Origin of the sequence: Shewanella sp. SP1S2-4, from assembly GCF_031932075.1 — a bacterium.
Lineage (GTDB): Bacteria > Pseudomonadota > Gammaproteobacteria > Enterobacterales > Shewanellaceae > Shewanella > Shewanella baltica.
Window position 1 is genome coordinate 23,502 of sequence record NZ_JAUOET010000004.1, and the last position, 26,563, is coordinate 50,064.

Annotated in this window: 26 protein-coding genes; all 26 read right to left on the minus strand. The window is 45.1% G+C overall.

Features of this window, described 5'->3' with window-relative positions; all coding sequences use genetic code 11:
- Positions 1-13: 13 nt before the first annotated feature.
- Positions 14-1,351, minus strand: a complete 1,338-nt coding sequence (gene fliI / locus Q4Q52_RS06150; protein ID WP_311990102.1) for a flagellar protein export ATPase FliI — start codon at positions 1,349-1,351, stop codon at positions 14-16.
- Positions 1,320-2,336, minus strand: a complete 1,017-nt coding sequence (gene fliH, locus Q4Q52_RS06155; RefSeq protein WP_012197384.1) for a flagellar assembly protein FliH — start codon at positions 2,334-2,336, stop codon at positions 1,320-1,322. Before fliH ends, fliI begins: the two co-directional genes overlap by 32 nt.
- Positions 2,323-3,375: a flagellar motor switch protein FliG gene (gene fliG / locus Q4Q52_RS06160; RefSeq protein WP_006082405.1), complete on the minus strand. Its 1,053-nt coding sequence runs from the start codon at positions 3,373-3,375 to the stop codon at positions 2,323-2,325. The genes fliH and fliG overlap by 14 nt, the downstream gene beginning before the upstream one ends.
- Positions 3,368-5,050: a flagellar basal-body MS-ring/collar protein FliF gene (fliF, locus tag Q4Q52_RS06165; RefSeq protein ID WP_006082406.1), complete on the minus strand. Its 1,683-nt coding sequence runs from the start codon at positions 5,048-5,050 to the stop codon at positions 3,368-3,370. Before fliF ends, fliG begins: the two co-directional genes overlap by 8 nt.
- Before the next feature lie 45 nt (positions 5,051-5,095).
- On the minus strand, positions 5,096-5,431 hold the full coding sequence (fliE, locus tag Q4Q52_RS06170) for a flagellar hook-basal body complex protein FliE (RefSeq protein WP_311990103.1): 336 nt from the start codon (positions 5,429-5,431) through the stop codon (positions 5,096-5,098).
- 229 nt (positions 5,432-5,660) lie between these two features.
- On the minus strand, positions 5,661-7,004 hold the full coding sequence (locus Q4Q52_RS06175; RefSeq protein ID WP_106651076.1) for a sigma-54 dependent transcriptional regulator: 1,344 nt from the start codon (positions 7,002-7,004) through the stop codon (positions 5,661-5,663).
- Positions 6,997-8,079: a PAS domain-containing sensor histidine kinase gene (locus Q4Q52_RS06180; RefSeq protein ID WP_012089707.1), complete on the minus strand. Its 1,083-nt coding sequence runs from the start codon at positions 8,077-8,079 to the stop codon at positions 6,997-6,999. The genes Q4Q52_RS06175 and Q4Q52_RS06180 overlap by 8 nt, the downstream gene beginning before the upstream one ends.
- 109 nt (positions 8,080-8,188) lie before the next feature.
- Positions 8,189-9,622 (minus strand): sigma-54 dependent transcriptional regulator, encoded by a 1,434-nt coding sequence (locus Q4Q52_RS06185; protein ID WP_011847309.1) that lies wholly within the window; start codon positions 9,620-9,622, stop codon positions 8,189-8,191.
- A gap of 286 nt (positions 9,623-9,908) precedes the next feature.
- Positions 9,909-10,319, minus strand: a complete 411-nt coding sequence (fliS, locus tag Q4Q52_RS06190) for a flagellar export chaperone FliS (RefSeq protein ID WP_006082411.1) — start codon at positions 10,317-10,319, stop codon at positions 9,909-9,911.
- Between the two features lie 6 nt (positions 10,320-10,325).
- Positions 10,326-10,646 (minus strand): flagella biosynthesis chaperone for FliD, FliT, encoded by a 321-nt coding sequence (locus Q4Q52_RS06195; RefSeq protein WP_311988496.1) that lies wholly within the window; start codon positions 10,644-10,646, stop codon positions 10,326-10,328.
- Positions 10,647-10,674: 28 nt separating this feature from the next.
- On the minus strand, positions 10,675-12,045 hold the full coding sequence (gene fliD / locus Q4Q52_RS06200; RefSeq protein WP_311990104.1) for a flagellar filament capping protein FliD: 1,371 nt from the start codon (positions 12,043-12,045) through the stop codon (positions 10,675-10,677).
- A gap of 43 nt (positions 12,046-12,088) precedes the next feature.
- Positions 12,089-12,475, minus strand: a complete 387-nt coding sequence (locus Q4Q52_RS06205; RefSeq protein WP_311990105.1) for a flagellar protein FlaG — start codon at positions 12,473-12,475, stop codon at positions 12,089-12,091.
- Positions 12,476-12,618: 143 nt separating this feature from the next.
- A complete protein-coding gene (locus Q4Q52_RS06210) occupies positions 12,619-13,437 on the minus strand; it encodes a flagellin (RefSeq protein ID WP_311890008.1) in 819 nt (272 codons plus the stop codon).
- A 268-nt stretch (positions 13,438-13,705) separates the two neighbouring features.
- Positions 13,706-14,527: a flagellin gene (locus tag Q4Q52_RS06215; protein ID WP_311890010.1), complete on the minus strand. Its 822-nt coding sequence runs from the start codon at positions 14,525-14,527 to the stop codon at positions 13,706-13,708.
- Positions 14,528-14,621: 94 nt separating this feature from the next.
- On the minus strand, positions 14,622-15,833 hold the full coding sequence (gene flgL / locus Q4Q52_RS06220; protein WP_311897832.1) for a flagellar hook-associated protein FlgL: 1,212 nt from the start codon (positions 15,831-15,833) through the stop codon (positions 14,622-14,624).
- Positions 15,834-15,844: 11 nt separating this feature from the next.
- Complete coding sequence (gene flgK, locus Q4Q52_RS06225; RefSeq protein ID WP_311990106.1) at positions 15,845-17,770, minus strand: flagellar hook-associated protein FlgK; 1,926 nt, start codon at positions 17,768-17,770, stop codon at positions 15,845-15,847.
- A gap of 40 nt (positions 17,771-17,810) precedes the next feature.
- Complete coding sequence (gene flgJ, locus Q4Q52_RS06230) at positions 17,811-18,953, minus strand: flagellar assembly peptidoglycan hydrolase FlgJ (RefSeq protein ID WP_311990107.1); 1,143 nt, start codon at positions 18,951-18,953, stop codon at positions 17,811-17,813.
- A gap of 17 nt (positions 18,954-18,970) precedes the next feature.
- Complete coding sequence (locus tag Q4Q52_RS06235; protein WP_115334213.1) at positions 18,971-20,062, minus strand: flagellar basal body P-ring protein FlgI; 1,092 nt, start codon at positions 20,060-20,062, stop codon at positions 18,971-18,973.
- An 11-nt stretch (positions 20,063-20,073) separates the two neighbouring features.
- Complete coding sequence (gene flgH / locus Q4Q52_RS06240) at positions 20,074-20,748, minus strand: flagellar basal body L-ring protein FlgH (RefSeq protein WP_006082421.1); 675 nt, start codon at positions 20,746-20,748, stop codon at positions 20,074-20,076.
- Between the two features lie 11 nt (positions 20,749-20,759).
- Positions 20,760-21,548: a flagellar basal-body rod protein FlgG gene (flgG, locus tag Q4Q52_RS06245; RefSeq protein ID WP_006085642.1), complete on the minus strand. Its 789-nt coding sequence runs from the start codon at positions 21,546-21,548 to the stop codon at positions 20,760-20,762.
- A gap of 10 nt (positions 21,549-21,558) precedes the next feature.
- Positions 21,559-22,302 (minus strand): flagellar basal-body rod protein FlgF, encoded by a 744-nt coding sequence (gene flgF, locus Q4Q52_RS06250; RefSeq protein WP_126491503.1) that lies wholly within the window; start codon positions 22,300-22,302, stop codon positions 21,559-21,561.
- A gap of 172 nt (positions 22,303-22,474) precedes the next feature.
- Entirely contained in the window at positions 22,475-23,836 is a 1,362-nt protein-coding gene (gene flgE, locus Q4Q52_RS06255; RefSeq protein WP_311890017.1) for a flagellar hook protein FlgE, read from the minus strand.
- An 81-nt stretch (positions 23,837-23,917) separates the two neighbouring features.
- Positions 23,918-24,688 (minus strand): flagellar hook assembly protein FlgD, encoded by a 771-nt coding sequence (gene flgD / locus Q4Q52_RS06260; protein WP_220590745.1) that lies wholly within the window; start codon positions 24,686-24,688, stop codon positions 23,918-23,920.
- A 24-nt stretch (positions 24,689-24,712) separates the two neighbouring features.
- A complete protein-coding gene (flgC, locus tag Q4Q52_RS06265; RefSeq protein ID WP_006085646.1) occupies positions 24,713-25,129 on the minus strand; it encodes a flagellar basal body rod protein FlgC in 417 nt (138 codons plus the stop codon).
- A gap of 2 nt (positions 25,130-25,131) precedes the next feature.
- Complete coding sequence (flgB, locus tag Q4Q52_RS06270) at positions 25,132-25,536, minus strand: flagellar basal body rod protein FlgB (RefSeq protein WP_011847319.1); 405 nt, start codon at positions 25,534-25,536, stop codon at positions 25,132-25,134.
- 143 nt (positions 25,537-25,679) lie between these two features.
- On the minus strand, positions 25,680-26,519 hold the full coding sequence (locus tag Q4Q52_RS06275; protein ID WP_006082430.1) for a protein-glutamate O-methyltransferase CheR: 840 nt from the start codon (positions 26,517-26,519) through the stop codon (positions 25,680-25,682).
- Positions 26,520-26,563: the final 44 nt, after the last annotated feature.

Below are 26,563 nucleotides of genomic sequence, written 5' to 3' on the forward strand. Positions count from 1 at the left end.
TTCGATGACGCCATTATTTGCACTGTGCGGCAAGTTGCCCGAGCATGACTTGGCTATCGGCAAAACTGAATGCATCACGCATGGTTTGGCGTAAAAAAGCATTCATCGCCGGCTGTAATCGTATCGCGTTATCGATTCGAGGATCGCTGCCTTGGGCATAAGCACCAATTGAAATCAAATCCCGATTTTGCTGATACAAGGAATAGGTTTGTTTCACGCGGCGCATCGCTTCCAAGTGTTCATTGGAGATCACCATAGGTGCTACCCGGCTAATGGAGGCTTCAATATCAATCGCAGGATAATGCCCAGAGTCCGCAAGCGAACGTGACAAGACTATGTGACCATCAAGAATCGCCCGCGATGCATCGGCAATGGGATCCTGTTGATCGTCCCCTTCCGTCAACACAGTATAAAATGCCGTAATTGAACCTTGACCTGGGCCACCGTTGCCAGCACGCTCAACTAAACGCGGCAGCTTGGCAAATACTGAAGGCGGATAGCCTTTGGTGGCTGGCGGCTCACCCACAGCCAAAGCAATTTCCCGCTGCGCCTGGGCGTAACGCGTCAAACTATCCATTAATAACAAGACGTTATAGCCTAAATCGCGAAAGTATTCGGCAATGCGAGTCGAGGTTTCACAGGCGCGCAGGCGCATCAGCGGCGAGGTATCTGCAGGGGCGGCAACAACAACAGAACGCGCTCGACCTTTTTCACCAAGAATCTCTTCAATAAACTCTTTTACTTCACGGCCACGCTCGCCCACCAGCCCAACCACAATAATGTCGGCAGTGGTACCGCGAGTCATCATACCTAAGAGCACACTCTTACCCACACCTGAACCAGCAAACAAGCCCATACGTTGGCCTTTGCCCACTGTCAGCATGGCATTAATGGCGCGAACACCGACGTCCAGCGGCTCGGTAATAGCACGGCGAGATAATGGATTAATGGCAGCGCTATGTCTTGGCGCTTGTTGATCTGTCTGCAACGCACCTAAACCATCTAAAGGCACACCGTTGCCATCGAGCACGCGTCCTAACAGGGACAAGCCGACATTGAGTCCAGTTTGTTCCCCTAAAGGCACCACCCGGGCACCGGGTAATACTCCACGTAATTCTTCGATAGGCATTAAATACAGGAGTTCGCCATCAAAGCCGACGACTTCTGCAATTAACTCGCCCGCCATGGTTTCGATGGAACATAAGCTGCCCACTGGCGCACGGCAACCGCTCGCCTCTAAGGTTAAGCCAACAACACGCACGAGTTGACCACTGGCCACAGCTCGAAATGGCGGCACTTTTTCCTGATGGTGATTCAGCCTATTCAGCAGTTGGTGTTGGCGATTTTGCATCTGTTCCGGCATCCGATTGGGTATCTAAGTGCTCACCTGTGTTTGAGGTAGATTGCATGTCCTCAGTGTCTTGGTTAACCGTATCGACAGCTTGGTCATCAGGCGTTTGATCATCAAGCTCAGACTCAAGCGCCACAGCCACTTGTTTGGCAGTATCTTCAGCTTCAATCGTCTCTTGCAGTTGATGCTGTTTATCACTCAAATGCGCATGTTGATTTCGTAATGACTCAAACACAGTATCGATGCGCGATGAAAGCGTTAAATCCACTAAAGAGCGATGACTGCTCAGAATACAATCGCCTGCACTTAACGTCGGATCGACTTCAAGTTCCCATTTACTGCGGGTCAGTTGGGCGGTGGAATAAAGTTGTTCGACAAGGATCACATCGTCAGGATGCAGCCGAATAGTCACCGCTTGCTCCTTAATGGGTAGCGACTCTATGCCTAAGCGTAATGCCGAAAGCACTTGTTCTGGATGGGTTTTTAATTCGTGGCCTATGACAGATTTAGCTAATGTCATACTCAAGTTCAGTAGGGAGAGCTCAATATCGCCATCGAGTAATTGCAATGGCTTTTCAAATTGCGTTAATAAGGCTTCAAACCGCGAAAGTAAAACTTTGGCTTGAGCTAAACCGGTTTCTAATCCTTGCTCATGCCCTTGGGCGAGCCCTTCGGTATGGCCTTGCTCTAAGCCTTCTAAGCGACCTTTTTCTAGCCCTTGCTCGTAACCTTGTTGTTTACCTTCGGCAAACCCTTCTTCTTCAGCTTGGGCGCGAATGTCTTCAATCTCGGCCATCGTCGGCGGAGAAACACTCTCAACCGTCGTCGGCTTAGCGGCTTGATGATTCGAATGGCCGAACAAATTCGAGATAGAATCGTCATCGGCTTCAGTCACATCTGGCAGTGCCCAGTGACTAAACTCAATATCACCGTCGCTCAAGACCTTATTTGACGGTTTATTGTCGCTCGGATTAGAGGAACTCATCGCCACCACCGCCGCCTAACATAATTTCGCCGCTGTCACTTAAGCGACGGGCAATAGACAGGATTTCTTTTTGGGCGACTTCCACTTCACTGATACGGATTGGGCCCATGGCCTCAAGATCGTCACGCAGCAATTCAGCGGCACGTTTTGACATGTTGCCCAAGATTTTTTCTTTCAGCTGATCATCTGTGCCTTTGAGCGCCTTCATCAGTACATCTTGCTGCACTTCACGGAGCAGTGCTTGAATACCACGGTCATCAACATCAATTAAGTTTTCAAACACGAACATCAAGTCTTGGATTTGCTGCGCCATTTCTTCGTCAGACTCGCGCATAGTTTCCATCAACTGACTTTCGATACCCGTATCTAAATAGTTCATGATGTTGGCAGCCGCTTTTAGGCCGCCCATTTTCGCGGCCTGTGCGCCACCTTGACCAGCAAACTGTTTCTCCATGATGTCGTTCAGCTCTTGCAGTGCAGCGGGCTGTACTTCTTCAAGATTCGCAATCCGCATCATCAAGTCTAAGCGAGTATTTTCAGGGAATTGACCAAAAATTTCCGCCGCCTGATCGGGTTCTAAATAGGACAACACGATCGTTTGGATCTGAGGATGTTCGTTTTGAATAATGGTCGCTACTTGGCGTGCATCCATCCATTTCAACGAATCCAAACCTTTAGCACCGCTGCCCATGATAATCTGTTCAATCAGATTACCTGCTTTATCTTCACCCAGCGCGGCGGTTAAGGCTTTACGAACGAACTCTTCGCTGTTGAAACCAATAGAAGAATACTTTTGTATGTCATCGAGAAACAGCTTATGTACCCCAATGACTTTTTCTTGACCAAACTCATCCATTGCCGCCATCGCCATACCCACTTTTTGCACTTGCTTCGGCTCTAAGTGTTTTAAAATGGATGCAGCATCGGCCTCACTCAAACTGAGGAGTAAGATCGCGGTCTTTTCGACACCGCTAATGTCTTTAATGTTAAAGGCAGGTGGGGCCGCTGGAGCCACTTCTTTCGTTTTATTCTCAGCCATTGTCTTGTAACCAGTTTTTCACGACTTGAGTAGAGAGCTCAGGCTCATTAGCCACGAGCGCACGGATAGCTTTAATCATATCATCATCTTTGTGCAAATTAGGGATATGAATTGAACCATCATCGGCATAACTGTATTCCGCCTCTTGTGTATTGAGCATCCCTAGCGTATCTGCCGCGTACTGGTCCTCAATTTCGGCCAGTTCGTTACCCAATCTGCCATCCTCAGGCATATTCACACTGTCAGGATAGATTAAGCGTTTCAGCATAGGACGTACCACAGCTAAAATCAGTACCAGAATCACTAGCGCACCAATACCGAGCTTAATCGCACGCCAGAACCAAGGTTGTTCCCACAGTTCTAGTGCAGGCAAGTCTTCAACCAATTGATCCATAAAGGGAACAGTTACCACTTCTAACACATCACCCCGTTGCGAGCTAAAACCTACCGCACCTTCGAGTAAACGACGGATATTGGTCAGCTCTTGTTCAGTACGGGCAACACGCGCCACTTGACCATTTTCTCCGGCAGCACCGGGTTTAAAGTCCACAGCAACCGACACACTAATGCGGCGAACGGCGCCAACTTGCTGACGGGTATGGCTAATGGTGGTATCTAACTCAAAATTACGGGTTGCTTCACGGTGAGAATTACCTGCAGTGGCAGACTCGGTCGCTTTAGTCGCATCTTGCGGAATGTTCGATTCCATTGGCGGTTGATTCGATAGCGCCCCAGGGATCCCACCTGAAGATCCGCCAGTGGTATTATTTTCAACGGTCATTTCGCTGCGTAAAGACGGTAAATCTGGGTTATAACGCTTAGAGGTTTGCTCGACCGCAGTAAAGTCCATGCTGACATCGACTTGAGAGGTGAAATTATCAGGACCTAAGATAGGTACCAAAATCGATTCAATCTTAGTGCGATACTCGGCTTCTTTTTGCTGTACTAATTCAAGCTCGCGACGGGCTGTCGCAGACGCGCCATCTTGGCTGCCTGAGTTTAATAAACGGCCGTTAGAGTCGGTCACAGTCACCCGTGATGGCTCTAAACCTTGAACAGCAGAGGCAACGATATCGACGATAGCGTCGACTTCACCTTGGCCTAAACCGCCACGGCGGGTATTGATAACCACAGTCGCACTTGGTTTTGAGGCATTGCGGGCAAAGACGTTTTCTTTAGGTAACGCGAGGATCACTTTGGCGCGGCTAACACTTTGTAGTTGCTCAATTGCACGGGCAAGGTTTTCTTCTTGGCTGTGCTTAAGACGGGCTTGCTCCATACGTTGGCTAACACCAAAGCCGCTGTCTTGATTCAAGAAATCTTGACTGGCCGCAGGGCTGTCAACGCCTGCGCGGCTCAGCATCATTTTCACTTCTTGATATTTATCTTCGGGGACTTTAATCACGTCCACGTCGATTTGATACTTAACTTTATTTTTATCAAGCACATCTAATACTTGAACCATTTCCTGAGTTTCCATTTTACCCAATGGACGATACTCAGGCTCCTGTGCCCACAGCATGACAAATACGGCTAAGGCCAAACAAATCGCCAAGGCTAAAATCATAGTTACTTGACGCATCATATCGACACCGCCAAGGTTTCCCATCATTCCTGACTTATGTTCTTGCTGGACACCTTGGTCAGCTAAGTCGGAATTGGATCCGACAATCATTTCTGTGCTCACGATTCGTACCTGCTAATTGGGTTATTCACTGGCCTAGACAGGCATGCTCATTATTTCTTTATAGGCTTCGACAAGCTTATTACGCACTTGTACCGTTGCCTCGAAGGCGACGCTGGCTTTCTCACGGGCGATAACAGTATCTGACAACGAGACCGTAGTATCTCCCATTTCTAAGCGCGTCGCGAGGTTTGATGATGTTGACTGTAAACCGCCGACATTGCCGACGGCTTGCGAGAGTAACTGACCGAAGTCCGCACCACTGGTGTTATTAACTTGCTGCATGATATTTGGCTGAACGCCAAAAGACGGCGTAATTTCGCCTTGGAGTTTCTGCATTTCTTGCAGGAATGAATTTGCGCCTATTTGCATGCTGAGCTCCCAGTCGTCGAGTTCTTGACGATCAAAATACCTATAACGGGACAATGCAAAATAACGGCCAAGTTTTCAAATGGTCGTGATTGATAATAAATTGACGGGATAAGAAGACGTTAAAACTAAGGATTCTGGATAAAATAGGCCACTTTTGCGGTGGTATATTTTAATAAATGCAGCCTCACACTCATGTTGAGGCCGCAAGATTATCACTTGAACTTGAAGACTAATTTGGCAGTTGAATGCCCATATCACGCATTCTTGCCATCTTGTATCTTAAGGTTCGGGCGCTTATCCCCAGTTTTTCAGCGACCAGTTTGCGGCTTCCTTGGCATTGATTAAGGGTTTCTAAAATAATCACATGCTCCTGCGCTTTAAGCTCTTCGCCTAAACCGTCTGGCTCGGCAGCAAATTGATCTAGGTCTTCGCCGCCTAAAATCACATCCTGCGCATCAATAATAATGTCATTGGCGGTGATCACTTGACCGGCTCTTAATATCAAAGCCCGCTGGATCACATTATCGAGTTCACGTACGTTCCCCGGCCAGCGATGACTCAATAAACGTCGACGTGCATTTTCATCCAACTCAGGCACATCGGCGACATTCAATGCCTTGGCATGCTTAACCAGTAAATGGCGCGCAAGAGGCAGAATATCCGCAGGACGTTGACTTAATGCGGGCCAAGCTAAGGGGAACACGTTGATTCGATAGTAGAGATCTTCCCTAAATCCACCGGCTGCTACCACGGCTTTTAAGTCGCGATTGGATGTGGCAAGCACGCGTACATCGAGCTTAATGGTTTTACGGCCGCCTAAACGCTCAACTTCACGCTCTTGCAATACCCGCAATAACTTAGCTTGTAAGCCTAAATCCATCTCAGAGATTTCATCTAGCAGCAAAGTGCCACCTTGAGCCTGCTCAAATTTCCCCGGACACGCTTGATAGGCGCCAGTAAATGCGCCCTTTTCATAACCAAAAAGGGTAGCTTCAAGCATATTCTCGGGAATTGCAGCACAGTTAATGGCCACAAAAGCTTGATCGGCACGGCTACTGTGTTGATGAATATAACGGGCCAAGACTTCTTTACCCGAGCCGCTTGGGCCTAAGATCATGACCGAAGCATCGGATGCAGCAACCCGCTGAGCCAGTGCCAATAAAGCTAAACTCTTCTCATCGGCAACTACTGGCTGATCCACATTTTGTTTTAACGGCAAATAGCGGGAAACTTGATTGAGCAAGACTTCTGGCGCAAAAGGTTTCGCTAAGTAATCGACAGCGCCCAATTTAATGGCATCCACCGCACTACCAATCGTGGCATAAGCTGTCATCAACAATACTGGCAACTTAGGATGATGTTGCTGTAGGAAGTTTAATAATCCTAACCCACCAATGCCTTGCATCTGCACATCACTAATGACTAAATCAAATTGATGTTGTTTCAAGGCTAAAATAGCGTCTTCACCCGAGGCAACATCAATGCACTCATACTGAGCCAACATTAAGGTATCCAACAAGGCTTCACGCAATGAGGCATCATCTTCAACGAGCAATAACTTTGCTTCAGACATGGGTAATCTCCAAAGGTAATATCACCGCAGATTTAGCCCGTGGGAAGACTAAAGACACAGTGCAACCTTTATTCGGTAAGCAACTTAATTGCAGTTGTCCTCCATGATTACGCACCACAGATTGCACAACCGCTAACCCGAGCCCAGTTCCCTGCGACTTAGTCGTAAAGAAAGGTTCAAGTACCTTCTGCTGCATATTGGCATCTAAACCTTTGCCATTGTCGATGACATTCAGTAGTAACTGATCGCCCTCTTCTTTCGCCTGAATACGAATCTCAGTGGCGCCAGCTTCGATACTGTTCATCACTAAATTGTTGATTGCCGAGCTTAAAGCATTTGAATTGGCTAACATCGAACTGCTTGATGCATCATCAAATGACAAATCACAACCTTGCTTCGCCGCTATCGGCTCACAATTTGCCAATACATTGTCGATAACCTCAGCAAGCGTAATCAAATCTCCCAGTTCATCCTGACGGCCTTTCGCCATCAATAGCATGTCGTTAACCTGACGCTCCAGTTCATTAAGCCTATCAACAAGCTTTTGCTGGAATTTTGCTTTAGCGGCATCGGATAACTTAGGACTTGCAAGATTAGAGGCATATAGCAAAGCGGCAGATAAAGGCGTGCGCACTTGATGTGCCAAGGTCGCAACCATTTTACCCAGTGCAGATAAGCGTTGTAGATGGGATAGATTTTTCTGTAATAATCGAGTTTCAGTCAGATCAGTTAATACAATTAATTGACCAGGCTCTGGCGTGAGTGGCGTAATTGCTAATTTAACGCGGCGGCCATTACGCAGTGACACTTCGTGACCATCATCGTCCTGTGGCGCAAAGGCACTGTGGATCACATCAATCCAGCGAACGCCACACAAGGAGCGCTCTAGTAATTCAACTGCAACCGGATTGGCATCCGTGACTATACCGTCGCCATTGATAATCACCACGCCGGATGGCATAGCCTGTAAAATATGCTCCATTCGATTGGACATATTAGCGGCCTCACGCAGTTGGTTCCATTGTTTGCTAGTGTGCTTGAATGACTCAATTTGCGCTAGTGGGTTGGCTGACATAGTCACTCCGTCAAAAAATTGCTTATGACGGAGTGACTGCAGTATCTATGCCAAATTAGAAATTGAACTTTAGAGGTTAAAACGACTTATATAACAATAAAATAGAAAACTAGTCTTTGGTCATTCCGTACTTACGCATTTTTTCTACTAGCGTTGTACGACGTATTCCTAGCATCTCAGCCGCGCGAGCAACAACGTTATCTTGCAGCTCTAGCGCCTGACGTATCATGTCGATTTCCAGTTCTGCTAATAAATCCTTAAGGTTCACGCCTTCAGGTGGTAGCTCACTTGGGAAACGCGTCTCAGGGATTTCAACCGGCTCTTCATCACTAAAGATAGAAGCCAAAGCATCACGTTCCTGTTGCTCTTCGCTCATCTCTACACAATATTCGGGCACATCGATATGGCGATACTTAACGGGTAAGTCGTTAACATCAACCAGTCCACCCGGATATAGGATAGTGAGGCGTTCGACTAAGTTAGACAGCTCACGCACGTTACCCGACCAAGCATGCTCTTTTAACGACTCAATCGCACGCTGCGTAAAGCGCACCTTGCCACGGCCTTCGTTGTAGACTCGGCTCACCAACTCTTGTAATAGCAAAGGCACATCGTCCTTGCGATCACACAACGCGGGCATTTCGATCGGGAATACGTTTAGGCGGTAATAGAGATCCTCGCGGAACTCATTCACGCTGATCATGGTTTCTAAATCTCTATGTGTCGCTGCTACAACGCGCACATCGGCATTGATGGTCTTAGTGCCGCCAACACGCTCAAATACCCGTTCTTGCAGTACACGAAGCAATTTAACTTGCATCTGCAATGGCATGTCACCAATTTCATCGAGAAATAGTGTGCCACCTTCCGCCAGTTCGAAACGGCCCTTACGAGAACAAATTGCCCCAGTAAATGATCCCTTCTCATGACCAAAAAGTTCACTCTCTAACAACTCTGGCGGTATAGCACCACAGTTAACAGGAATAAAAGGGCCATCACGGCGCTCAGACAAATAATGGATATTACGGGCGACCACTTCTTTACCGGTACCCGATTGGCCCAGTACTAGTACAGTCGCCTCAGATGTCGCCACTTGATTAATCAAGTGCCTTACATTGGCAATACCATCACTGCGCCCAACCAAGCTTCGGAATAACTTAGTTTGATTCGCACTTGTGGGGACTTGAGGGCGTTTAACTTGGCCAAATACTTGGCAGAAGTGTAGTAATTCGGTGAGTTGAGGATAGGTTAAAGGTTCCTCAATGTTTCCAAGAATGTTAGACACTTGCAGATCGTCAACGTTGCCAAGCAACAGCATAGGTTGCCATGGATGTTGACCCGCGATGTTTTTAAGTGCATCAGCATCCATAACATCAGTTAGGATAACTAAAGCTCGAAAACGAGTATCTTGGAGGCTAGCACTTAATTTTTCGGCGTCAATTTGTGCAATTTGCTCACCTAAAAAATCAAAAATGCAACACAGGCGATTTAATCGCTCTGATGGGGGGCCGATAAGTAAAATTCGTTGATCTGTTTGCATCATTCAGTAGGCCGTAAAGCTCTAATATGTATTAATTCGCATTAATTATTTATGATTAGTTGCTGTAAAAGCTTAACAAATTCAATGTAACAATCTGTGCCACCATCACTACTGTGATGAATATTGTATTATCAGCAGACGAGAAGCAAGCCTCAGATGAGGTTTATGCCAAACTGAATTGATTTTAGTTCATTTATGCCATGATTCTAGCTAAAAACGTCAAATATTTGACTTTAAGCCAAAAAAAAGACGCAACCAGTGCGTCTATTTTTAATCACCAAATAAGATATTAACCCGCTTCAGAATGCGCAGAAATATTATGTTTATCTGCAGGAATCGCATCCCAGCCTTCTTTGATGGTACGTAAAACCTCACATACATCATCAATCGCTTTCACATCATTATTGATGTTAGCTTCAGAAATTTTACGCAACATGAAATCATAAAGATCGCTCAGATTTCTTGCTATCTGCCCACCAGCATCCATATCTAAGCTATTGTTTAAACCAGTAATAATCCCAATGGCTTTGCCAATATACATACCTTTATTAGACAGATCATTTTGTTCAATCGCAAGACGACTCTGCGCCAGACGTTGTAGCGCTCCCGCAAACATAAGCTGAATAATACGATGTGGTGAAGCTACAGTAATTTCACTTTCTAATGAAACCTTACGGTATGATTGCAGTGAACCTCTCATAAACACCTACCTATTTGAATCTATAGTCTTATAAACACTAATCTGGCGTTTATTTTTACTACCTGCATGTAATAATGCTTGCCTATCAGCCATTACAACACTTGCTTTACTCGTGTACTCTTGAGTAAGGTCAAGTTGACGTTGAAGATACTCAACATCTGTCATATTCGCATCAGCCACTAATACATCGAGTAAAAGTTGACGCTCTCCAACCAGTACTTGCAAATTCGACACCAACTCATCAGTTTGAGGTTCTTCAGCAGGGATCTGAGTCAATTTATTTAAGATTTCACTCAAGATAGCATTAAGCTTATTAAGTTGTTGCACTGACAACTCCCTTACTCATTAAAGTTTATTATCCTTTCTTAACCGCACCAGGAAGTGAATTAATACGATCAATGAGGCCACTACTCTGTTGATTAAGTTTGCCAACTACAAGATCCATCGCATTAAATTGCTTAGTTAAACGCGCTGTTAACTGATCCATTTTAAGCTTAAAGGCTTCTCTTTGATCTGTGATTTGGCTTTGCTGATTGGTATATCCGGTTTGACGAGAGTCAATTAGTCCACGTGACTTAACATAGCTGTCAGCAAGATCATAAAAACGATTGGCAAGCCCTTTATCGGGCGTTGAAAATAACGCCTCAACACTAGACATATCCTCTGAAAGCACTTTATCAAGTTTAGTATCATCAATAGATAACTTACCATATCTATCTGTTTTAATGCCTATGTCATATAGGGCAATCGAATTACCACCATCAGTATCAATTCGCTCACTCGATATGCTTCGTAATTGAGATTCTATCGAGCGAACCATAGAGTCGCCCTGTAATGCAGCTGCGGTTTTCTTGTCCTTATCATAGGACGACATCTTATCAACGGCAGTGGCTAAGCTATTATAAGCGTCAACAAAAGCTTTAACATTGGTCTTAACCGCATCATCATCTTGTTCAATTTTTAACGTAGTCGTTTTAGAAACATCAGCATCAGTTAAATTTAACGTCACACCTGTAATGGCATTCTTTACCTCATTAGATTGTGAGGTAACTTGCTGATTATCTATATAAACAATTGCATTTTTAGCATCTTGAAGCGTGGAAATATTTCCCGCACCAAACATATCATTTAGTCCAGTTCCAGACGTGTCATTAGCTGTAATACTGATTTGATTGTCTTCACCCGACTTATTAGAGCTAAAAATCAATCGACTGCCAGCATCACTGGTAATAACAGTTGCTGTTACACCTACATTATCTGATGACTCATTAACTTTTTTAGCAATAGCCGCAAGTGAGTCGGTAGCAGAAACATCAACAGAAAAGCTCTTACCATTAATGCCAAAATCTAAACTTCCTTCACCAACTGGCAGTGCAGGATCTGCAACATTGGTTCCTGCAACTTTATGGTTTACCGCAAGTTGCTCAACTTTAATACCATAGCTACCTGCCTGAGCTGTCTTGTCCGCAGTAGCAGTTATATAAGTTTCATTACTAACAGAGATTTTCCGTTGATTAAGAGCATCGCCTGTTTGTAGTTTTTTTAAGGCATCTTGAAACGTAGACAACGCACTCTTTAAAGTTCCCATAGCAGAAACCTTTGCTTTAATGCTGTCCTCTGTTTTATTAAACATCGCTTCTTTCGGTGTTTTTTCAGCATCGACTAGAACTTGCACAATTTCACTAATTTTAAGGCCAGAACCCATGCCTGTCGCAGTTAATGCCATATAAACCTCTCACTCTTCAACGATTACTACAAGTAATGTATATCTAGGCCTCTGTTTTCATCAAAAGCCCAGTGACTTCAGATAATTTCTCAGCTAGAGCTAATGCTTCTTCACTTGGCATTTGCCTAATAACATCACCAGTATCTCGGTCGAGTACAGTAACAACAGCTTGCCCTGAATTTTCATCAACTTTAAATGCTAAGCCCTTACGCATCATAGACATCATATCAGACAACTCTGTGGCAACCTGAGTCAACTTACTCGGATTCAGTTCATTATCAGCCGCATCTTGTTCTACAGTTTGTTCAATAGCCGACACCGCAGTATCCCGCTTTAAATCCACATCTGAAGCAGATGCTTTTAGCGGCACTTGAGCTAATTCAACCTTATTGTGAATCATAGAAGGTGAACTTGCTATATTGATATCCATAGCCATACCTCAGCAAATTAAGTAATTGTTTTAATTAAACTTAAAAAACAAATACACTATAAAGCTTAATTAACCTTTTAATGTGGCAAAGGGAGATCCGTCGCCGAACCTCCCTTATCACTTATCGACTTTACTACTTTATATTACAGTAGTGATAAGGCCACTTGAGGTAATTGGTTAGCTTGTGCCAACATTGCAGAACCTGTTTGTTGCAACACTTGGTTCTTGGTCATTTGTGATGTTTCTTTCGCAAAGTCAACATCTACAATACGGCTCTTAGCATCAGCAACGTTTGCTTGTGTATTTGCGCTGTTGCTAATGTTATGTGCTAAACGGTTTTGAATAGCACCCAAATCAGCGCGTTGTGCGTCAATAGTCTTAATCGCTGCATCAATTTTTGCTAATGAAGATGCACGGTTAGCTGAAGTAGCATTCGTTAATGAACCAACTGATAATGACGTTTTATTACTCGCTTTTACAGTAACTTTAATGTCTTCACCGTCTTGTGCGCCCACTTGGAAACTCTTACCGGCTGAAAACCCACCAGCTAATAGTTTAGTAGTACCAAAAGCAGTTGTTTTACCAATCTCATCGATTTCAGTAGCCAACTGATCCATTTCTTTTTTAAGAGCATCTAAATCGGCAGAACTGTTTGCACCGTTTTCAGACTGAACCGTTAAATCACGCATGCGTTGTAACATGTTAGTTTGTTCTTGCATCGCACCTTCAGAAATTTGGGCGATTGAAATTGCATCGTTGGCGTTGCGCATACCTACATCCAAACCACGCACTTGGCTGTTTAGACGGTTCGAAATTGCTAAACCTGCAGCGTCGTCTTTTGCGCTGTTAATACGTAGACCACTGGATAAACGTTCCATTGAAGTGGCCAAACCGCCTGCAGATGTGTTTAAATTCTTTTGAGCTTTTAATGATGTGACGTTTGTGTTTACTGTAATGGCCATGATTCGTTTCCTCTTTATACCTGGCTTGTGAACTTGCCTGTCTACTTAAGCCAGGCGGGTCTTAGTGGTTACAGTATATTTAACGGCAGCACCTTTTTTATCTTTAGGATTATTTTTAAAAAATAATAACTTTTTAAAAATAATCATTTTTTCAAATAGATAACTATCTTTAATAAAAACTTTGCCTACTTTCCTAGAAGATTCTAGAACAAGTAGGCAAAAGCACTTCAATACCATTGCACATCAATACCATTGCACATCAATGGCATTAACCAAGGAGAGATAGTGCAACTTGAGGTAACTGGTTAGCTTGGGCAAGCATTGCAGAACCCGTTTGTTGTAATACTTGATTCTTAGTCATTTGCGATGTTTCTTTTGCAAAATCGACATCTACGATACGGCTCTTAGCGTCAGCAACGTTTGCCTGAGTATTTGCGCTATTACTAATGTTATGCGCTAAACGGTTTTGAACAGCACCCAAATCTGCACGTTGCGCATCAATAGTTTTAATTGCGGCATCAATTTTAGCCAAGGATGAGGCTCGATTAGCAGATGTTGCGTTCGTTAAACTTGCTACAGACAATGAAGTTTTATTACTCGCTTTTACAGTAACTTTAATATCTTCACCATCTTGAGAGCCTACTTGGAATGTTTTGCCTGCTGAAAAAGAGCCAGTTAACAGTTTCGTGGTACCAAAAGCAGTCGCTTTACCAATTTCATCAATTTCTGTCGCCAGCTGATCCATCTCAGCTTTCAACGCTGTTAAGTCCGCTGAACTGTTTGCACCATTTTCAGACTGAATCGTCAAATCACGCATACGTTGTAACATGTTCGTTTGTTCTTGCATCGCACCTTCGGCGATTTGAGCAATTGAAATCGCATCATTTGCATTTCGCATCCCCACTTCTAGACCGCGTACTTGGCTGTTCAAGCGGTTAGAAATAGCTAGACCCGCAGCGTCGTCTTTAGCGCTGTTAATGCGCAAACCACTTGATAGACGTTCCATCGAGGTCGCTAAACCGCTACTAGAAGTATTTAAATTCTTTTGTGCCTTCATCGAAGTCACGTTGGTATTAACTGTAATAGCCATGTTGAGTTCCTCTTCCTAGTTATACCGCCAAGGCTTGGAGCTTGGCTAAATTTTTAACAATTTATCTTACAGATGGATAGGTACTTGCTTTCTGTTAAATAAAGTCGAACAGGGAAACAGAACCCACCTTACTAAACACGTTAGAGACTGCGTTCAATGCAAGCTGCTGCTTTTCAAATTCCGTAATCGCTGATGCATAATCGAGATCTTCCAAGAGTGATAGTGCTGAAGTGTTCACCACTTTCTCCTCGGTATGAGTCTCTGTGTAACTTTCGACAACTTTCAGATTATTCCCCGCCACACTTCTGGCAGAACTAATTTGATTGACGCCACTATCAACGTTATTCAATATCTGTGCCAACTGCGCTCGCCCTTGGGGAGTGTTGGCAGAATTAGGATCTTCAATTAATGCAATCGCACTGCTGATCGTATCGAAAATACTGACTTCGGCCTGCGGCTCCATGGTGAAACTATCGCCAGCGCTGGGTTTTCCATCAATTTTAACGTCTATACCATTAAAACTAACGGGATTGGTTGCATCAAAATTAGCAACGTTTGCGACGGGATTATTGGCAGAATCGAGCACTTGTAAGTTAGTACCACCGGCACCATTATCAGTGAAGTTAAACGTATATGAATCAGCCACATAAGTTGCTGCATCAGCAATTTTTGCCGTTTTAACGCTAAACTCACCCTGCTGGCTGGCCAAATAATTGACGCTATAATCACCAAGTCCATTGGGGGCTTTCATAAACGCGCTATCGCCAGGGATGTTTGTCCCCATGGCCACACCGGTTTGCACTAAACTATTTCTGACGCCAGAATCACCGCTATACACAATTTTAGGCGGCGTCGAGTTATCAAAAGCAAAAGGTTCTTTATCGGTACTGAAACCGGAGAACATATAATTGCCAGATTCATCCTTACTATTCGCAATAGAAAGCAACTCTTCCAAGCTGCCTTTCATCTCATCGGCAATCATTTGCCGCTCAGTTTCAGATAGTGTGCCGTTTATCGCGCGCATAACTTGCTCACGCATCGAGCCGGTTAAATCTTCAGCACTACCGAGTTTACTTTCCGTAACGGCAAGACGATTCGTTGCATAATCAATGTTCTTAATGAACTGATCGACGAGTGCATTTTTCTGATTCAGATTATCGATACCCTGTGACGCCACAGGATCGTCACCAGCAGTGTTGACTTTCTTACCACTACTCAATTGGTCAAGAATTTTGCTGGTCGCCGTTTGCTTTTGCAGCACACTGGTAATGCTTTGATTAAAGAGCTGCGCGGATGATAATCGCATAGTTAAATCTCCTAACGCACTGAGGATAATAAGGTGTCAAAAATCTGCTGTGCGGTCGTCATGATCCGCGCAGAGGCTTGATAAGCTTGTTGAAAACGCATTAAATTTGCAGCTTCTTCATCTAAATTCACGCCCGACTCACTCTCTACTCGCGCATAAGCTTGCTGATACACGGCCTCTGCCGAACCTGTACGCACTTCGGCCGCTTTCGTTTTACTGCCGATGTCAAGCTTAGTGTTCTCGAACACATCCGCTAAGGTCGATTTACCATTATTCATCACTTTACTTTCGCTCAATTTGGCCATAGCGACAGCATTGGAGTTATCGCCCTCGGCGAAGGATAAATCGAAGGTAAATCTGTCATTACCCGCTGCAGCTGTGCTGTCAACTTCAAAGGTAAAACCAAAGGCGCTGATACTCGGTGGGGTATAAGTTGTAGCAGCCCCAAGTGATGTTCCTGCGGCATCGAATGCTTCATAGGTTGGAGGTACAGCAGTAGTGTCGAGCTTTATCGTCAACTCACTGCCCGTCACAGGGAAATTTGCGGCATTGCGATTGCCAATTTGAGTCAACTTAACTTGAGTATTACCCGAGTTAGCGGCATCAGCGGTAATCTTTGGGGATGCGGCGGCAATGCCTTTAGGGTCTTTCATGACCACTTCAATGCCATTTGAGGCGCCCGCTGTTGGGCGAATGGCAAAACGATCCCCCGACGCCATTGCGCCTGCTTTTATGTCAATTGAAAATCCAGCACCACCCGATAACGTCGAGCCAGTTAACGTCAGCGGTGTTATCCCCCCCGTTTCCGTATCTCTCAACTCATAAGTTGCAGGCGCAGTAAATGACAGTTCATAGGCACCGCCAGTTAATAAACTGGTGTCATCTATGGTAACGCCTAACGTTGCATTACCCGCATTATCAGAAAAACCTGCTACACGACCCAAGGACATCATAGGATCGTTGATATCTTTAAAGATATTGGCACCGACTTGCCCATTGAGGTCAATGCCATGCGCTTGCATTTTGTTGAAGTTATCCGCCACGCCCAACGCTAATTGGTCAAGCTCATGACCTGCGGGAATTAACGTCTGGTCACGATAATCAAACATGGCTCCTAGCTGACCGCCAAGTTTACTTGGGTCAACTGTAACGCTTTGCGAGCCAATACTTGAGTTAAGCTGTAACTCTTTAGGAAATGGGTTACCCGCTTGAGTTCCCATACTCATGGCAATCTCACCGGAAACCAGCATCACAGAGCCACCGAGCATAATACTCTTGGCGCCATTTTCTTGCGGGATGACATTCACTTGGGCGTACTGGCTCAGCTCTTGAACGAGTGCGTCTTGCTTATCGAGCAACTGCGCATCTTGATTCGGCGACTTCATCAGCTCTAGATTTAAATTGGCGAGTTCTGTACCTATCTCATTAATACGTTTAGTCATGCCAGTTATCTGGTCATTAGTCTGATCGAGCTGGCCATTCAAATAAGACTGCATCTGATTCAGGCTGCTGGCAACTTGCTGCGCATTCGTTATGGTTGAGCTGCGGATGCCCAAATCAGCGGGTAAGTCCGCCACGCTATTCAGCCCTGCAAACAGGCCATTTAAGCTTTGTGGCACCACTTTACCTATCTGAGAAAACAGTTGATCGAGTTCGCTCAATTTACCATAGCTGGCTTCGGCGGCACTGAGCGTTGTTTGGCCAATGCGCAACTCTCTTGCGGCATAGTCATTGTAGATTCGCTTAACGTCATTTACGTAAGTTCCTGTGCCATAAAAACTACTACCTAAACGCTGCGATTCAAGAGTCGACTGAGTTGCCACTTGTCTGTGGTAACCCGCGGTATTGGCGTTAGCAATGTTATTACTGGTGACACCCAGTTGCGACTGGGAGGCAAGCACCCCAGTTCGCGCAATATTCAGCAGATCAACGGCCATTAGTTGACACTCCTATGAACAAACAGGGTTGTAAGGTTCATCATTTGTCTTCTCCTGGCAGAATTGATTTCAGCTCTTCACTGATGGACTGCATCACTTTAATGACTTTTTCAGCATATCGAGGATCTGTGGCATAACCCGCATCCTGCAAAGCTCGAATGAACTGAGTTGGGGACGCTGCCACTTTCTTCGCATCTTGATAACGATCACCATTAGCAATGAAGGACACAAAATCGTTAAAGCTATGTTCAAAGTCGCTGTAAACACGGAAGTCAGCTTTTTGCTGCACTGCCACACCGTGTTCGAATTCTAAGGTGCTGACGTTCGCTTTATCGCCCTGCCAACGGCGATCAGCTTTAATATTGAATAGGTTATGGCTCGGTGCGCCGTTATTGCCGCGAACAATTTTTTGTCCCCAGCCAGTTTCAAGCGCTGATTGCGCCAACAATACTTCTGGTTGAGTACCTAATGCTTTTGCCGCTTTTTCAGCGTGTGGGTACAAGGTCGCCAAAAACTCTTCGCGACTACCGAAGCGGACTATTTTCTGGGTTTCCCTAAAGGCCGCCGTCGGCAAAACTTGGCCGCTAATCACAGGTTCAACGACAGAAAGTGACTGTTCGCTCCAGCTTGGCTTAGGTGTATCAATCGCCAGTAAACGATGAGGCGTATCAATATCCATTGATGAGTTTGCATCCATGGCGCGATCGGACTCAAATGCTGGTCGAGCAATTGCAGCGGGGACACCATGATTAACAACTGTGGGTTCAACCACTGGAGTGGCTGCACTCTGCATAGGCACATTAAGCGCTTTATCGTCGTGGAGCATTTTCATACCGCCATCGTCACGCAATACCGATGCTGGCGTGAAATGACTGGTTTCAGGGGAGAGTTGCTGCACCATCATATCGGCAAGGCCCAATACCCCTTTGTCAGATAAATCGACCGATAACTGCTGATCGCGCATCTGCTCGTAAAACTGAGTGTATTGGCTATTGAGAGGACTATCAGACTTAAAAACCGCATTGGCATCGCGCATACTTTTCATCAGCATTTGCACGAAAATACCTTCAAATTGTTGGGCGACCTTTTTCAAGGCGCCCTTCTCATCCTTCTGTGCCTGGGCGCGGAGTGAATCTAAGCCGCCCAGGTCAAGAAAATGTGATGAACTTGAAAGCTTTTCCATGATTTTCCCGACAGAAATTAGATGATGATAAGTTCACCATGCAAAGCTCCTGCCACTTTTAACGCTTCCAGTATTGCTAACACATCTGAGGGTGCTGCACCGACCAAGTTAACCGCTCTAACCAGCTCATCCAGCGTAGTGCCTGGATTAAACATAAACATACGGCGATCACTTTCTGTCGCTGTAATCGTACTATTGCTGGTGACGGTTGTTTGACCATTAGCCAAGGCATTTGGCTGTGAAACCTGGGTTGCCTCAGCAATCGTGACTGTCATGCCGCCATGGGTAATCGCCGCAGGGAGTAAACGCACGTTTTGCCCAACCACTATGGTTCCGGTACGTGAGTTAACAATCACTTTGGCAGATTCTTCTGCTGGGATAACATCGAGGTTTTCAAGCGTTGCTAAAAAAGACACCCGTTGTGATACATCACGCGGAGCATTGACCTGAACAGATGTTGCGTCTAAAGGACGCGCCATATCAGGGCCTAATAGCTCATTAATCGCATCGGCCATCCGTTGTGCGGTAGAGAAATCAGAACGACGTAGGTTAAACGTCAAATAATCGCCAGTTGAAAATGGGGTCGCCACACTGCGCTCAACAATCGCGCCATTGGGTATACGGCCAACTGTTGGGGTATTTTGAATGACCTTTGAACCATCTAAACCATCTGCACTAAAACCACTCACCACTAAGCTGCCTTGGGCTATGGCATACACATTACCGTCAACACCTTTCAAAAAGGTTTGTAGCAAGGTGCCACCGCGTAAACTTTTGGCTTCGCCTAAGCTAGATACGGTCACGTCAAGATCTTGACCCGGTTTTATAAAGGCTGGCATATCGGCGTGTACGGCAACCACAGCAACGTTTTTAATCTTTGGTTTGACGTTGTCAGGAAGATTAATGCCGAAATTTTTGAGCATAGTCATAAAGGTTTGCTCGGTATAACTGGTTTTTTCACCCGTTCCCGGCAAACCAACCACTAAGCCATAACCGATCAACTGGTTACTGCGTACGCCCTGCACATTGGCAATATCTTTAATTCGTTCAGCCTGACTAGGTAGGGAAAACACTAGCACGGCAACGGCTAACACCAGTTTATATTTCATGATACGACTCCTTAGAAGGGCCACCAGTCGCTCATAAAGAACTGGCTTAACCAGCCCACTTTTTGAGCATCTGCGAAAGTACCTGTGCCACTGTATTGAATACGAGCATTTGCCATCCGCGTTGAATCGATAGTGTTATCGGGTTTAATGTCCTGCGAGCGAACCAAACCTGTGACGCGAATAAACTCATCACCGTTATTGATTGAGATCCATTTTTCGCCGCGGATCACTAAGCTGCCGTTATTCAGCACTTGCATCACGTTTGCTGAGATGCTGCCATCTAAACTATTGCTCTGATCCGCATCCGATTCACGCTTAGTGTTCATGCTATCTTTATAACGTAAATCAATTGGCACTCCGCCAATGGACACATTACTACCACCAGCAAAAATGGGATCTAAGCTCATGTCAGAGCCTTTTTTGATCTGATTACCTGCACTCTTCTTAGCTTGAGTCGACTCTTTCAAAACGATAGTGATAATGTCGCCAACTTTGTGAGCACGTATATCCGAATACAAACTAGATGCTTGACTGTCTTGATAAATAGAGCCAGTCGCGGCAATTTTTGTCGGCGGAGCCTCTGGGTAGACCGGCGCATAAAAGGGATCATCCGCAAGGGGTTTCTTTTGCGTCGAGCTACAGGCTGCAAGCAATAACGCGACGGCCAACACAAGATATCTAGCCATGATGTTTGCCTCTATAAATTCTGAGTCACATAAGACAGCATTTGATCTACCGCTGAAATCACTTTGGAGTTCATCTCGTAAATGCGCTGACTTTCGATAAGGTTCACCAGTTCTTCGGTCACGTTAACGTTAGAGGTTTCTAAGGCGCCTTGGCGAATCGCTCCCATGCCATCTAACGAAGCGGTACCTTGAATGGGCGTGCCGCTCGCACCGGTTTCCGTATATAAGTTTTGTCCCATAGGATCCAGACCCGATGGATTAATAAAATCCGTCATAGTCAACTGACCCACAACTTGGTTCTCTGCTGTACCTGGGGTTTTCACTGAAACTTCACCCTCAGCGGAAACGGTAATACTAGTCGCATTGTCAGGAATCGTAATCGCGGGTTGCAGCAAGTAGCCAGAACCTGGCGTCACAATCTGGCCCGTATCGTCTAAGGTAAACTGACCATTTCGAGTATAGGCCGCAGTACCATCGGGTAGCTGGATTTCAAAAAAGCCGGGGCCTTCAATCATCAGATCCAATGAGTTATCCGTAGTCAGCATGTTGCCTTGGGTAAACATTTTCTGCGTGGCGACGACTTTGGTACCCGCACCTATGTTTAACCCATTAGGTAACTTAGTGTTAGAAGCGCTGACACCGCCCGCTTGGTTAACTGTTTGGTAAAGCAAATCTTCAAATACTGCGCGACTTTTCTTGTAGCCCACAGTGCTAGCGTTCGCCACGTTGTTCGAGATCACCGCAATGTCAGTTTGCTGTGCGTCTAAGCCAGTTTTACTAATCCATAACGCCGGATGCATAATCTATCTCCTAACTAATACGCATTAATGAAGATGAAGCGCGATCATTCTCTTCCGCGGTTTTCATCATCTTGACTTGCAATTCAAACTGACGCTGAAGGTCAATCAAAGACACCATTTCATCGACAGGGTTAACGTTACTGCCTTCCACTGCGCCACTTTCAACTGCGACGAAAGGATCAGCTGGTGCTGGTTCTCCTGACATTTGTCGAAATAATCCATCTTCACCACGCATCATCTGCGCATTACCGGGATTAACGAGTTTCAAGCGACCAACTTCTTCCACCACTTCAGCGGTAGCGCCCTGAGGTCGAACAGAAATAATGCCATCCTGAGAAATTGAAACCTTCTCAATAGGGAGCGGCAACACTATGGGGCCCGCATCTCCCATAACAGGATTTCCCCTGTCATTGTGTAGTAAACCCGTAGAGTCGAAACTTAAACTGCCTGAACGGGTATAGGCTTCACTGCCATCTTTCGCCTGAACGGCAAACCAGCCATCGCCTTTAATGGCAACATCGAGATCTCGTCCAGTGGTTTTTATGGGACCAGAGCGAAAATTTGCTGACGGAGATTCTGTCATCGCAAACACCCTGGAAGGCAACCCTTCACCGAAGGCTTGCATTGAGCGAGCTTGTGCCATATCGGATTTAAAACCGTCGGTATTAGCATTGGCTAAGTTGTTCGCACGGAGCGCCAGCTCATTCATATTTTGCTTGGCGCCACTCATGGCGACATAAAGGAATTTGTCCACAGACTGCTCCGTCAAATTTTCTACATGACAATAGCAAAGCAAGCATCGTGCCAATAAAGTTGACGTTTAATTTACTGATAGAATTGAAGAATAAGGAAATGAAGTGAATTGATAGCAGGATTAAGGCTAAGTGTTGCCACTGGCGGCAACACTTAGTCAAACAATGTAATGATTAGCGGATTTGTAATACGGTTTGTTGCAGTGTGTTGTTCACTTCAAGGGTACGAGAGTTCGCTTGGAAGTTACGCTGCGCCGAAATCAAATCGACCAGTTCAGTGGTCAAATCGATATTCGATTGCTCTAACGCCGATGAACTGATGCTACCAAAAGTACCACTGTTTGCCTCACCAGCAAGAGCAGGGCCAGAATTCAAACTGGCTTTCCACGACGTATTACCCACTTGTGTTAAACCTTGTTCGTTAGCAAATCGAACCAAGGCAACCCGTGCTAAAGGCACAGTTGAACCGTTCGAGTAACTTGCAGTAATTAAACCATCAGCACCAATTTCAACGTTAGTTAAACGACCAACCGTCGTACCGTCTTGTGTTAACTCTGTTGCCGCAAAAGGAGCAGCATATTGCGTTGGTGCATTAAACTTAATTGTTAAGTCTTGAGTTCCATCCGCTCCAGCACCTAAAACGCCTGCACCACCCACACCTAAAGTCTCAGTCTTAACGACCGCTGGATCACTACCGGTATAGACACCAACAGAATTGAACTTAAGTACAGAGCCCTTCCAACCGCCGGTTGTTTGCGCTGTACCGGTTGAGTCAGGGTTACCATCGCCCGTAGTATCCGTTTGATAAGTACCAGCAGCACCAGCTAGATCGACTTGTTTACCATCAATAGCGTAATAAGCCACCCAATTGCTCTCTCCATTATAAGAGGCATCATTAGGCTTAACAAAATAGGTTGTCATGATATGTGGCTCACCGAGTGAGTCATACATTGTCATTGAAGTAACATTATTGTACGTCTTAGGGTCTAAAGGATCGAATGCAGCAGGGTCAAGGGTACTTTCCTTAGCATTTAGATTCATTTGTAAACTGACATTTTCAGTTTTTACTGGGCTACCTGCAGTATCAGGGATCTGCACTGGTTTCGCTGTAGTCAAACTTACCGATGTCGAATTACCATCTTTATCCACAGGGAATGTCTGCAAAAAATTACCAGCAGAATCAACCATGTAGTTATTTGAATCGACTTTAAATGCCCCTGCTCGAGTAAATGAATGGTCAAGACTGCCTATTTCAGAAGCAGTGACAAAAAAACCACCACCTTTAATTGCCATATCGAGTGAATTACTTGTCAACTGTAAGCTGCCTTGATGGAATTGCTGGGCCACTTGACTCGTTGCAACACCACCACCGACAGCAGTTTTAGAATTTGAAAAGATAGAATTAGCGTAAACATCCGCAAATTCAGCACGCGACTCTTTAAAGCCAATGGTATTCGCATTCGCAATGTTGTTCGCCGTGGTGTTTAAATCTTTCTGTGCGGCAGAAATGCCACTCAATGCAATGTTAAACGACATAATTCACCTCTACTTTTGACTCTATTCAATTGCGGACAACTAACGCCCAATTCGGATTCTAAAAAATTATCTTGTATAAATTTAAGTTTCAGACACAGCTAACACATCGGTTAACTTGATCCCCATACCGCCTCTCAAGTTGAGAATGGCGCCAGTACTGGCCGTACCAAGAGAGACACTGGTCACATGGGCATAAGTTGAAACAGGCAGTTCTTGGGATTTTCCATCCACTAACCCACTCGCCTTAATCGTATAGTTGCCTGCGGTCACAGGTTTTCCATCTTTATCTAAACCATCCCAGTTCACATCGACGTTACCACCGTCACTGCCATCGACTTTAAAGGTGGTCACAACTTGGCCCTTCTCATCTTCAACACGCACAGTAATCTCTGGAATTTTATTAGGGGTACTGACCACACCTTTCATCGTTGGGCTTTCAGCTGAAATATTGCCAGTATCAGTTGGGATCAACACCTTGCGACCAACGAGTCCCGATGCCTGCAGTGCTTGGCTCGACGTCATAACACTGTTTAAATTAACGATTTCATCATTTAACTTACTGATACCATCAACTGTCGAAAATGATGCCATCTGCGCAATCATTTGGTCGTTGTCGACGGGCTTAAAAGGGTCCTGCATCGATAACTGTTGGCTTAATAACGAGAAAAAGTCATCTTGAGTTAACTGTTGGCTTTTCGCTTCCGGTACTATCGAATCTTTTGGCAGACGTATGCCATCAAGAAACGGATTACCCGTTGAACTGGTTGATGAGTTGGTCGTCACAGCATTTGACTGACTCTTATTTTGAGCCGTCTGCGTCGATGCTTGGTTAATTTGATTAATGAGGCTCACAGCTTACCTCCTAAGTAACACATGTTATTTACCCATCCCAAGTGTTTGTTGCAGCATAGACTTAGCTGCTTCAGCGACCTGAACATTCATTTGATATGAGCGCGAAGCAGAAATCATATCTGCCATTTCTTCCATGACATTAACATTCGGTTTATAAATAAAGCCGTCCGCATCCGCCATCGGATGATCGGGCGAGTATTCTTTTAGTAGTGGTTTATCACTTTCAACAATGCCTTTTACCGCCACACCTTGAGAGGCTTGTTGCTGACTTTGCGCTTTGGCCATTTCAGCTTCGAAAATAGGATGACGGGAACGATAGGTCTTATCTACGCTACTCGAGACGGAATCAGCGTTAGCTATGTTACTCGCAGTGGTGTTCAACCTGACCGATTGAGCCGACATTCCTGAGCCAGCAACATCAAATATGCTAAATAAACTCATGATTAATCCCCTCTCAGCGCTTTCTTCATGCCACTAAACTTACTGTCTAAAAAACCAAGCGACATTTGATATTCAAGGGCATTTTGCATAAATGCCGATTGTTCCTGTTGGATATCAACAGTATTACCATCACCAGTATCGGGTTGATTTGGCACGCGGAACTTAACAAATTGACCAGTCAACTCAGCAAGACCAAAATGCTTGTCTGTCTCTTGCATTTCAAGACTATTACGCTGCTGTTGTTGGCCACGGGCGGCCTGCATTGCCGCAGAAAAATCTACATCACGGGCTTTATAATGTGGCGTATCGGCGTTAGCGATATTGCTCGAAATGACTTCAGCTCGCTGCGCTCTAATACCGAGAGTGTACTGATGCACACCCAGTGCATTATCAAAATTGATCGCCATAAAATTGCCTCCTCGTGTTACTCACGGAAATAAAGCAATTCATGTGCCAACATAGGAGAATAATGAGAATAACAATAGGGATGAGCAAGTGATGGGTAAAAAATTACCGACAAATGTCGGTAATTTTCTTTAAAGCAGCAGACTTAAGTCTTTTTCTGGTAATAAATCCCAGGGTTACAACGGACCATGTCAAACTCATCCGTTAAACCAGCAATAGATTCTGATGCACCGAGAAATAAAATCCCTTTTGGATTAAGAGCGGCAGCGAATTGCCGCAAAATTTTTGCCTTTGCCTCAGGCGCAAAATAAATCAGCACATTGCGGCAAAAAATAATGTCGAACTTACCAAGTAAGCTATAACTTTCAAGCAGATTATGTGCCCTAAAGTTCACCAAACGCTTAACATTATCCTTTAACTTCATATTGCCTGAAGGCAAAGCATCAAAAAACTGACGCTTACGCTCCTCGGATAAACCGCGCGCTAATGCCAAGCTATCGTACTCAGCATTTTTGCAACGTTCCAACATGGAAGGCGACAAATCCGTGGCTTGAATTGACGCACTACCCGCAAGCGCACCAGGCTTCTTCTGTTGATACTCAAGAATCGTCATCGCCAATGAATAGGGTTCTTGCCCGGACGAACACGCTGCCGACCAAATCTTAAGTGGACGACCTAAACGACTGTACTCAGGTAACAAAACGTTATGCAATAACTCAAATGGATAACGATCACGGAACCAAAGGGTTTCATTGGTCGTCATAGCATCGATCACTTCAGCCCGAAGCGCACGTTCCGTAGGCTTCATCGAATGCTTAACCACATCGGATAAGGATGGCAGGTTATATTTCCCCATCAGAGGAGCAAGACGACTGCGCACCAGATATTGCTTATTTTCACCCAGTACGATGCCGCTGTGTTGCTCTAAGAACAACCTAAATTGATTATATTCAGCTTCAGCGAGTGATTTATTTGGCACATTCACATCCTAAATCCTATAGCAAGCACCAAAATCAGTGCGAAACCATC

Bases quoted from the DNA above. Each gene is read 5' to 3' on its own strand.
- flgC (WP_006085646.1), bottom strand. From the start codon at position 25,129: ATGAGTTTATTTAGCATATTTGATGTTGCTGGCTCAGGAATGTCGGCT.
- fliH (WP_012197384.1), bottom strand. From the start codon at position 2,336: ATGAGTTCCTCTAATCCGAGCGACAATAAACCGTCAAATAAGGTCTTG.
- Q4Q52_RS06235 (WP_115334213.1), bottom strand. From the start codon at position 20,062: ATGAAATATAAACTGGTGTTAGCCGTTGCCGTGCTAGTGTTTTCCCTA.
- Q4Q52_RS06175 (WP_106651076.1), bottom strand. From the start codon at position 7,004: ATGTCTGAAGCAAAGTTATTGCTCGTTGAAGATGATGCCTCATTGCGT.
- fliG (WP_006082405.1), bottom strand. From the start codon at position 3,375: ATGGCTGAGAATAAAACGAAAGAAGTGGCTCCAGCGGCCCCACCTGCC.
- flgH (WP_006082421.1), bottom strand. From the start codon at position 20,748: ATGGCTAGATATCTTGTGTTGGCCGTCGCGTTATTGCTTGCAGCCTGT.
- flgB (WP_011847319.1), bottom strand. From the start codon at position 25,536: ATGGCGATCAATTTTGATAATGCACTGGGTGTGCATCAGTACACTCTC.
- flgE (WP_311890017.1), bottom strand. From the start codon at position 23,836: ATGTCGTTTAACATTGCATTGAGTGGCATTTCTGCCGCACAGAAAGAT.
- fliF (WP_006082406.1), bottom strand. From the start codon at position 5,050: ATGATTGTCGGATCCAATTCCGACTTAGCTGACCAAGGTGTCCAGCAA.
- flgL (WP_311897832.1), bottom strand. From the start codon at position 15,833: ATGCGATTATCATCCGCGCAGCTCTTTAATCAAAGCATTACCAGTGTG.
- fliE (WP_311990103.1), bottom strand. From the start codon at position 5,431: ATGCAAATAGGCGCAAATTCATTCCTGCAAGAAATGCAGAAACTCCAA.
- fliD (WP_311990104.1), bottom strand. From the start codon at position 12,045: ATGGCATTAACTGCGACAGGCATGGGTTCTGGCCTTAAAATTAGTGAA.
- flgK (WP_311990106.1), bottom strand. From the start codon at position 17,770: ATGGCCGTTGATCTGCTGAATATTGCGCGAACTGGGGTGCTTGCCTCC.
- fliI (WP_311990102.1), bottom strand. From the start codon at position 1,351: ATGCAAAATCGCCAACACCAACTGCTGAATAGGCTGAATCACCATCAG.
- Q4Q52_RS06180 (WP_012089707.1), bottom strand. From the start codon at position 8,079: ATGTCAGCCAACCCACTAGCGCAAATTGAGTCATTCAAGCACACTAGC.
- flgG (WP_006085642.1), bottom strand. From the start codon at position 21,548: ATGCATCCGGCGTTATGGATTAGTAAAACTGGCTTAGACGCACAGCAA.
- Q4Q52_RS06205 (WP_311990105.1), bottom strand. From the start codon at position 12,475: ATGGATATCAATATAGCAAGTTCACCTTCTATGATTCACAATAAGGTT.
- Q4Q52_RS06215 (WP_311890010.1), bottom strand. From the start codon at position 14,527: ATGGCTATTACAGTTAATACCAACGTGACTTCGATGAAGGCACAAAAG.
- fliS (WP_006082411.1), bottom strand. From the start codon at position 10,319: ATGAGAGGTTCACTGCAATCATACCGTAAGGTTTCATTAGAAAGTGAA.
- Q4Q52_RS06185 (WP_011847309.1), bottom strand. From the start codon at position 9,622: ATGATGCAAACAGATCAACGAATTTTACTTATCGGCCCCCCATCAGAG.
- flgJ (WP_311990107.1), bottom strand. From the start codon at position 18,953: ATGGAAAAGCTTTCAAGTTCATCACATTTTCTTGACCTGGGCGGCTTA.
- Q4Q52_RS06210 (WP_311890008.1), bottom strand. From the start codon at position 13,437: ATGGCCATTACAGTAAACACAAACGTCACATCATTAAAAGCTCAAAAG.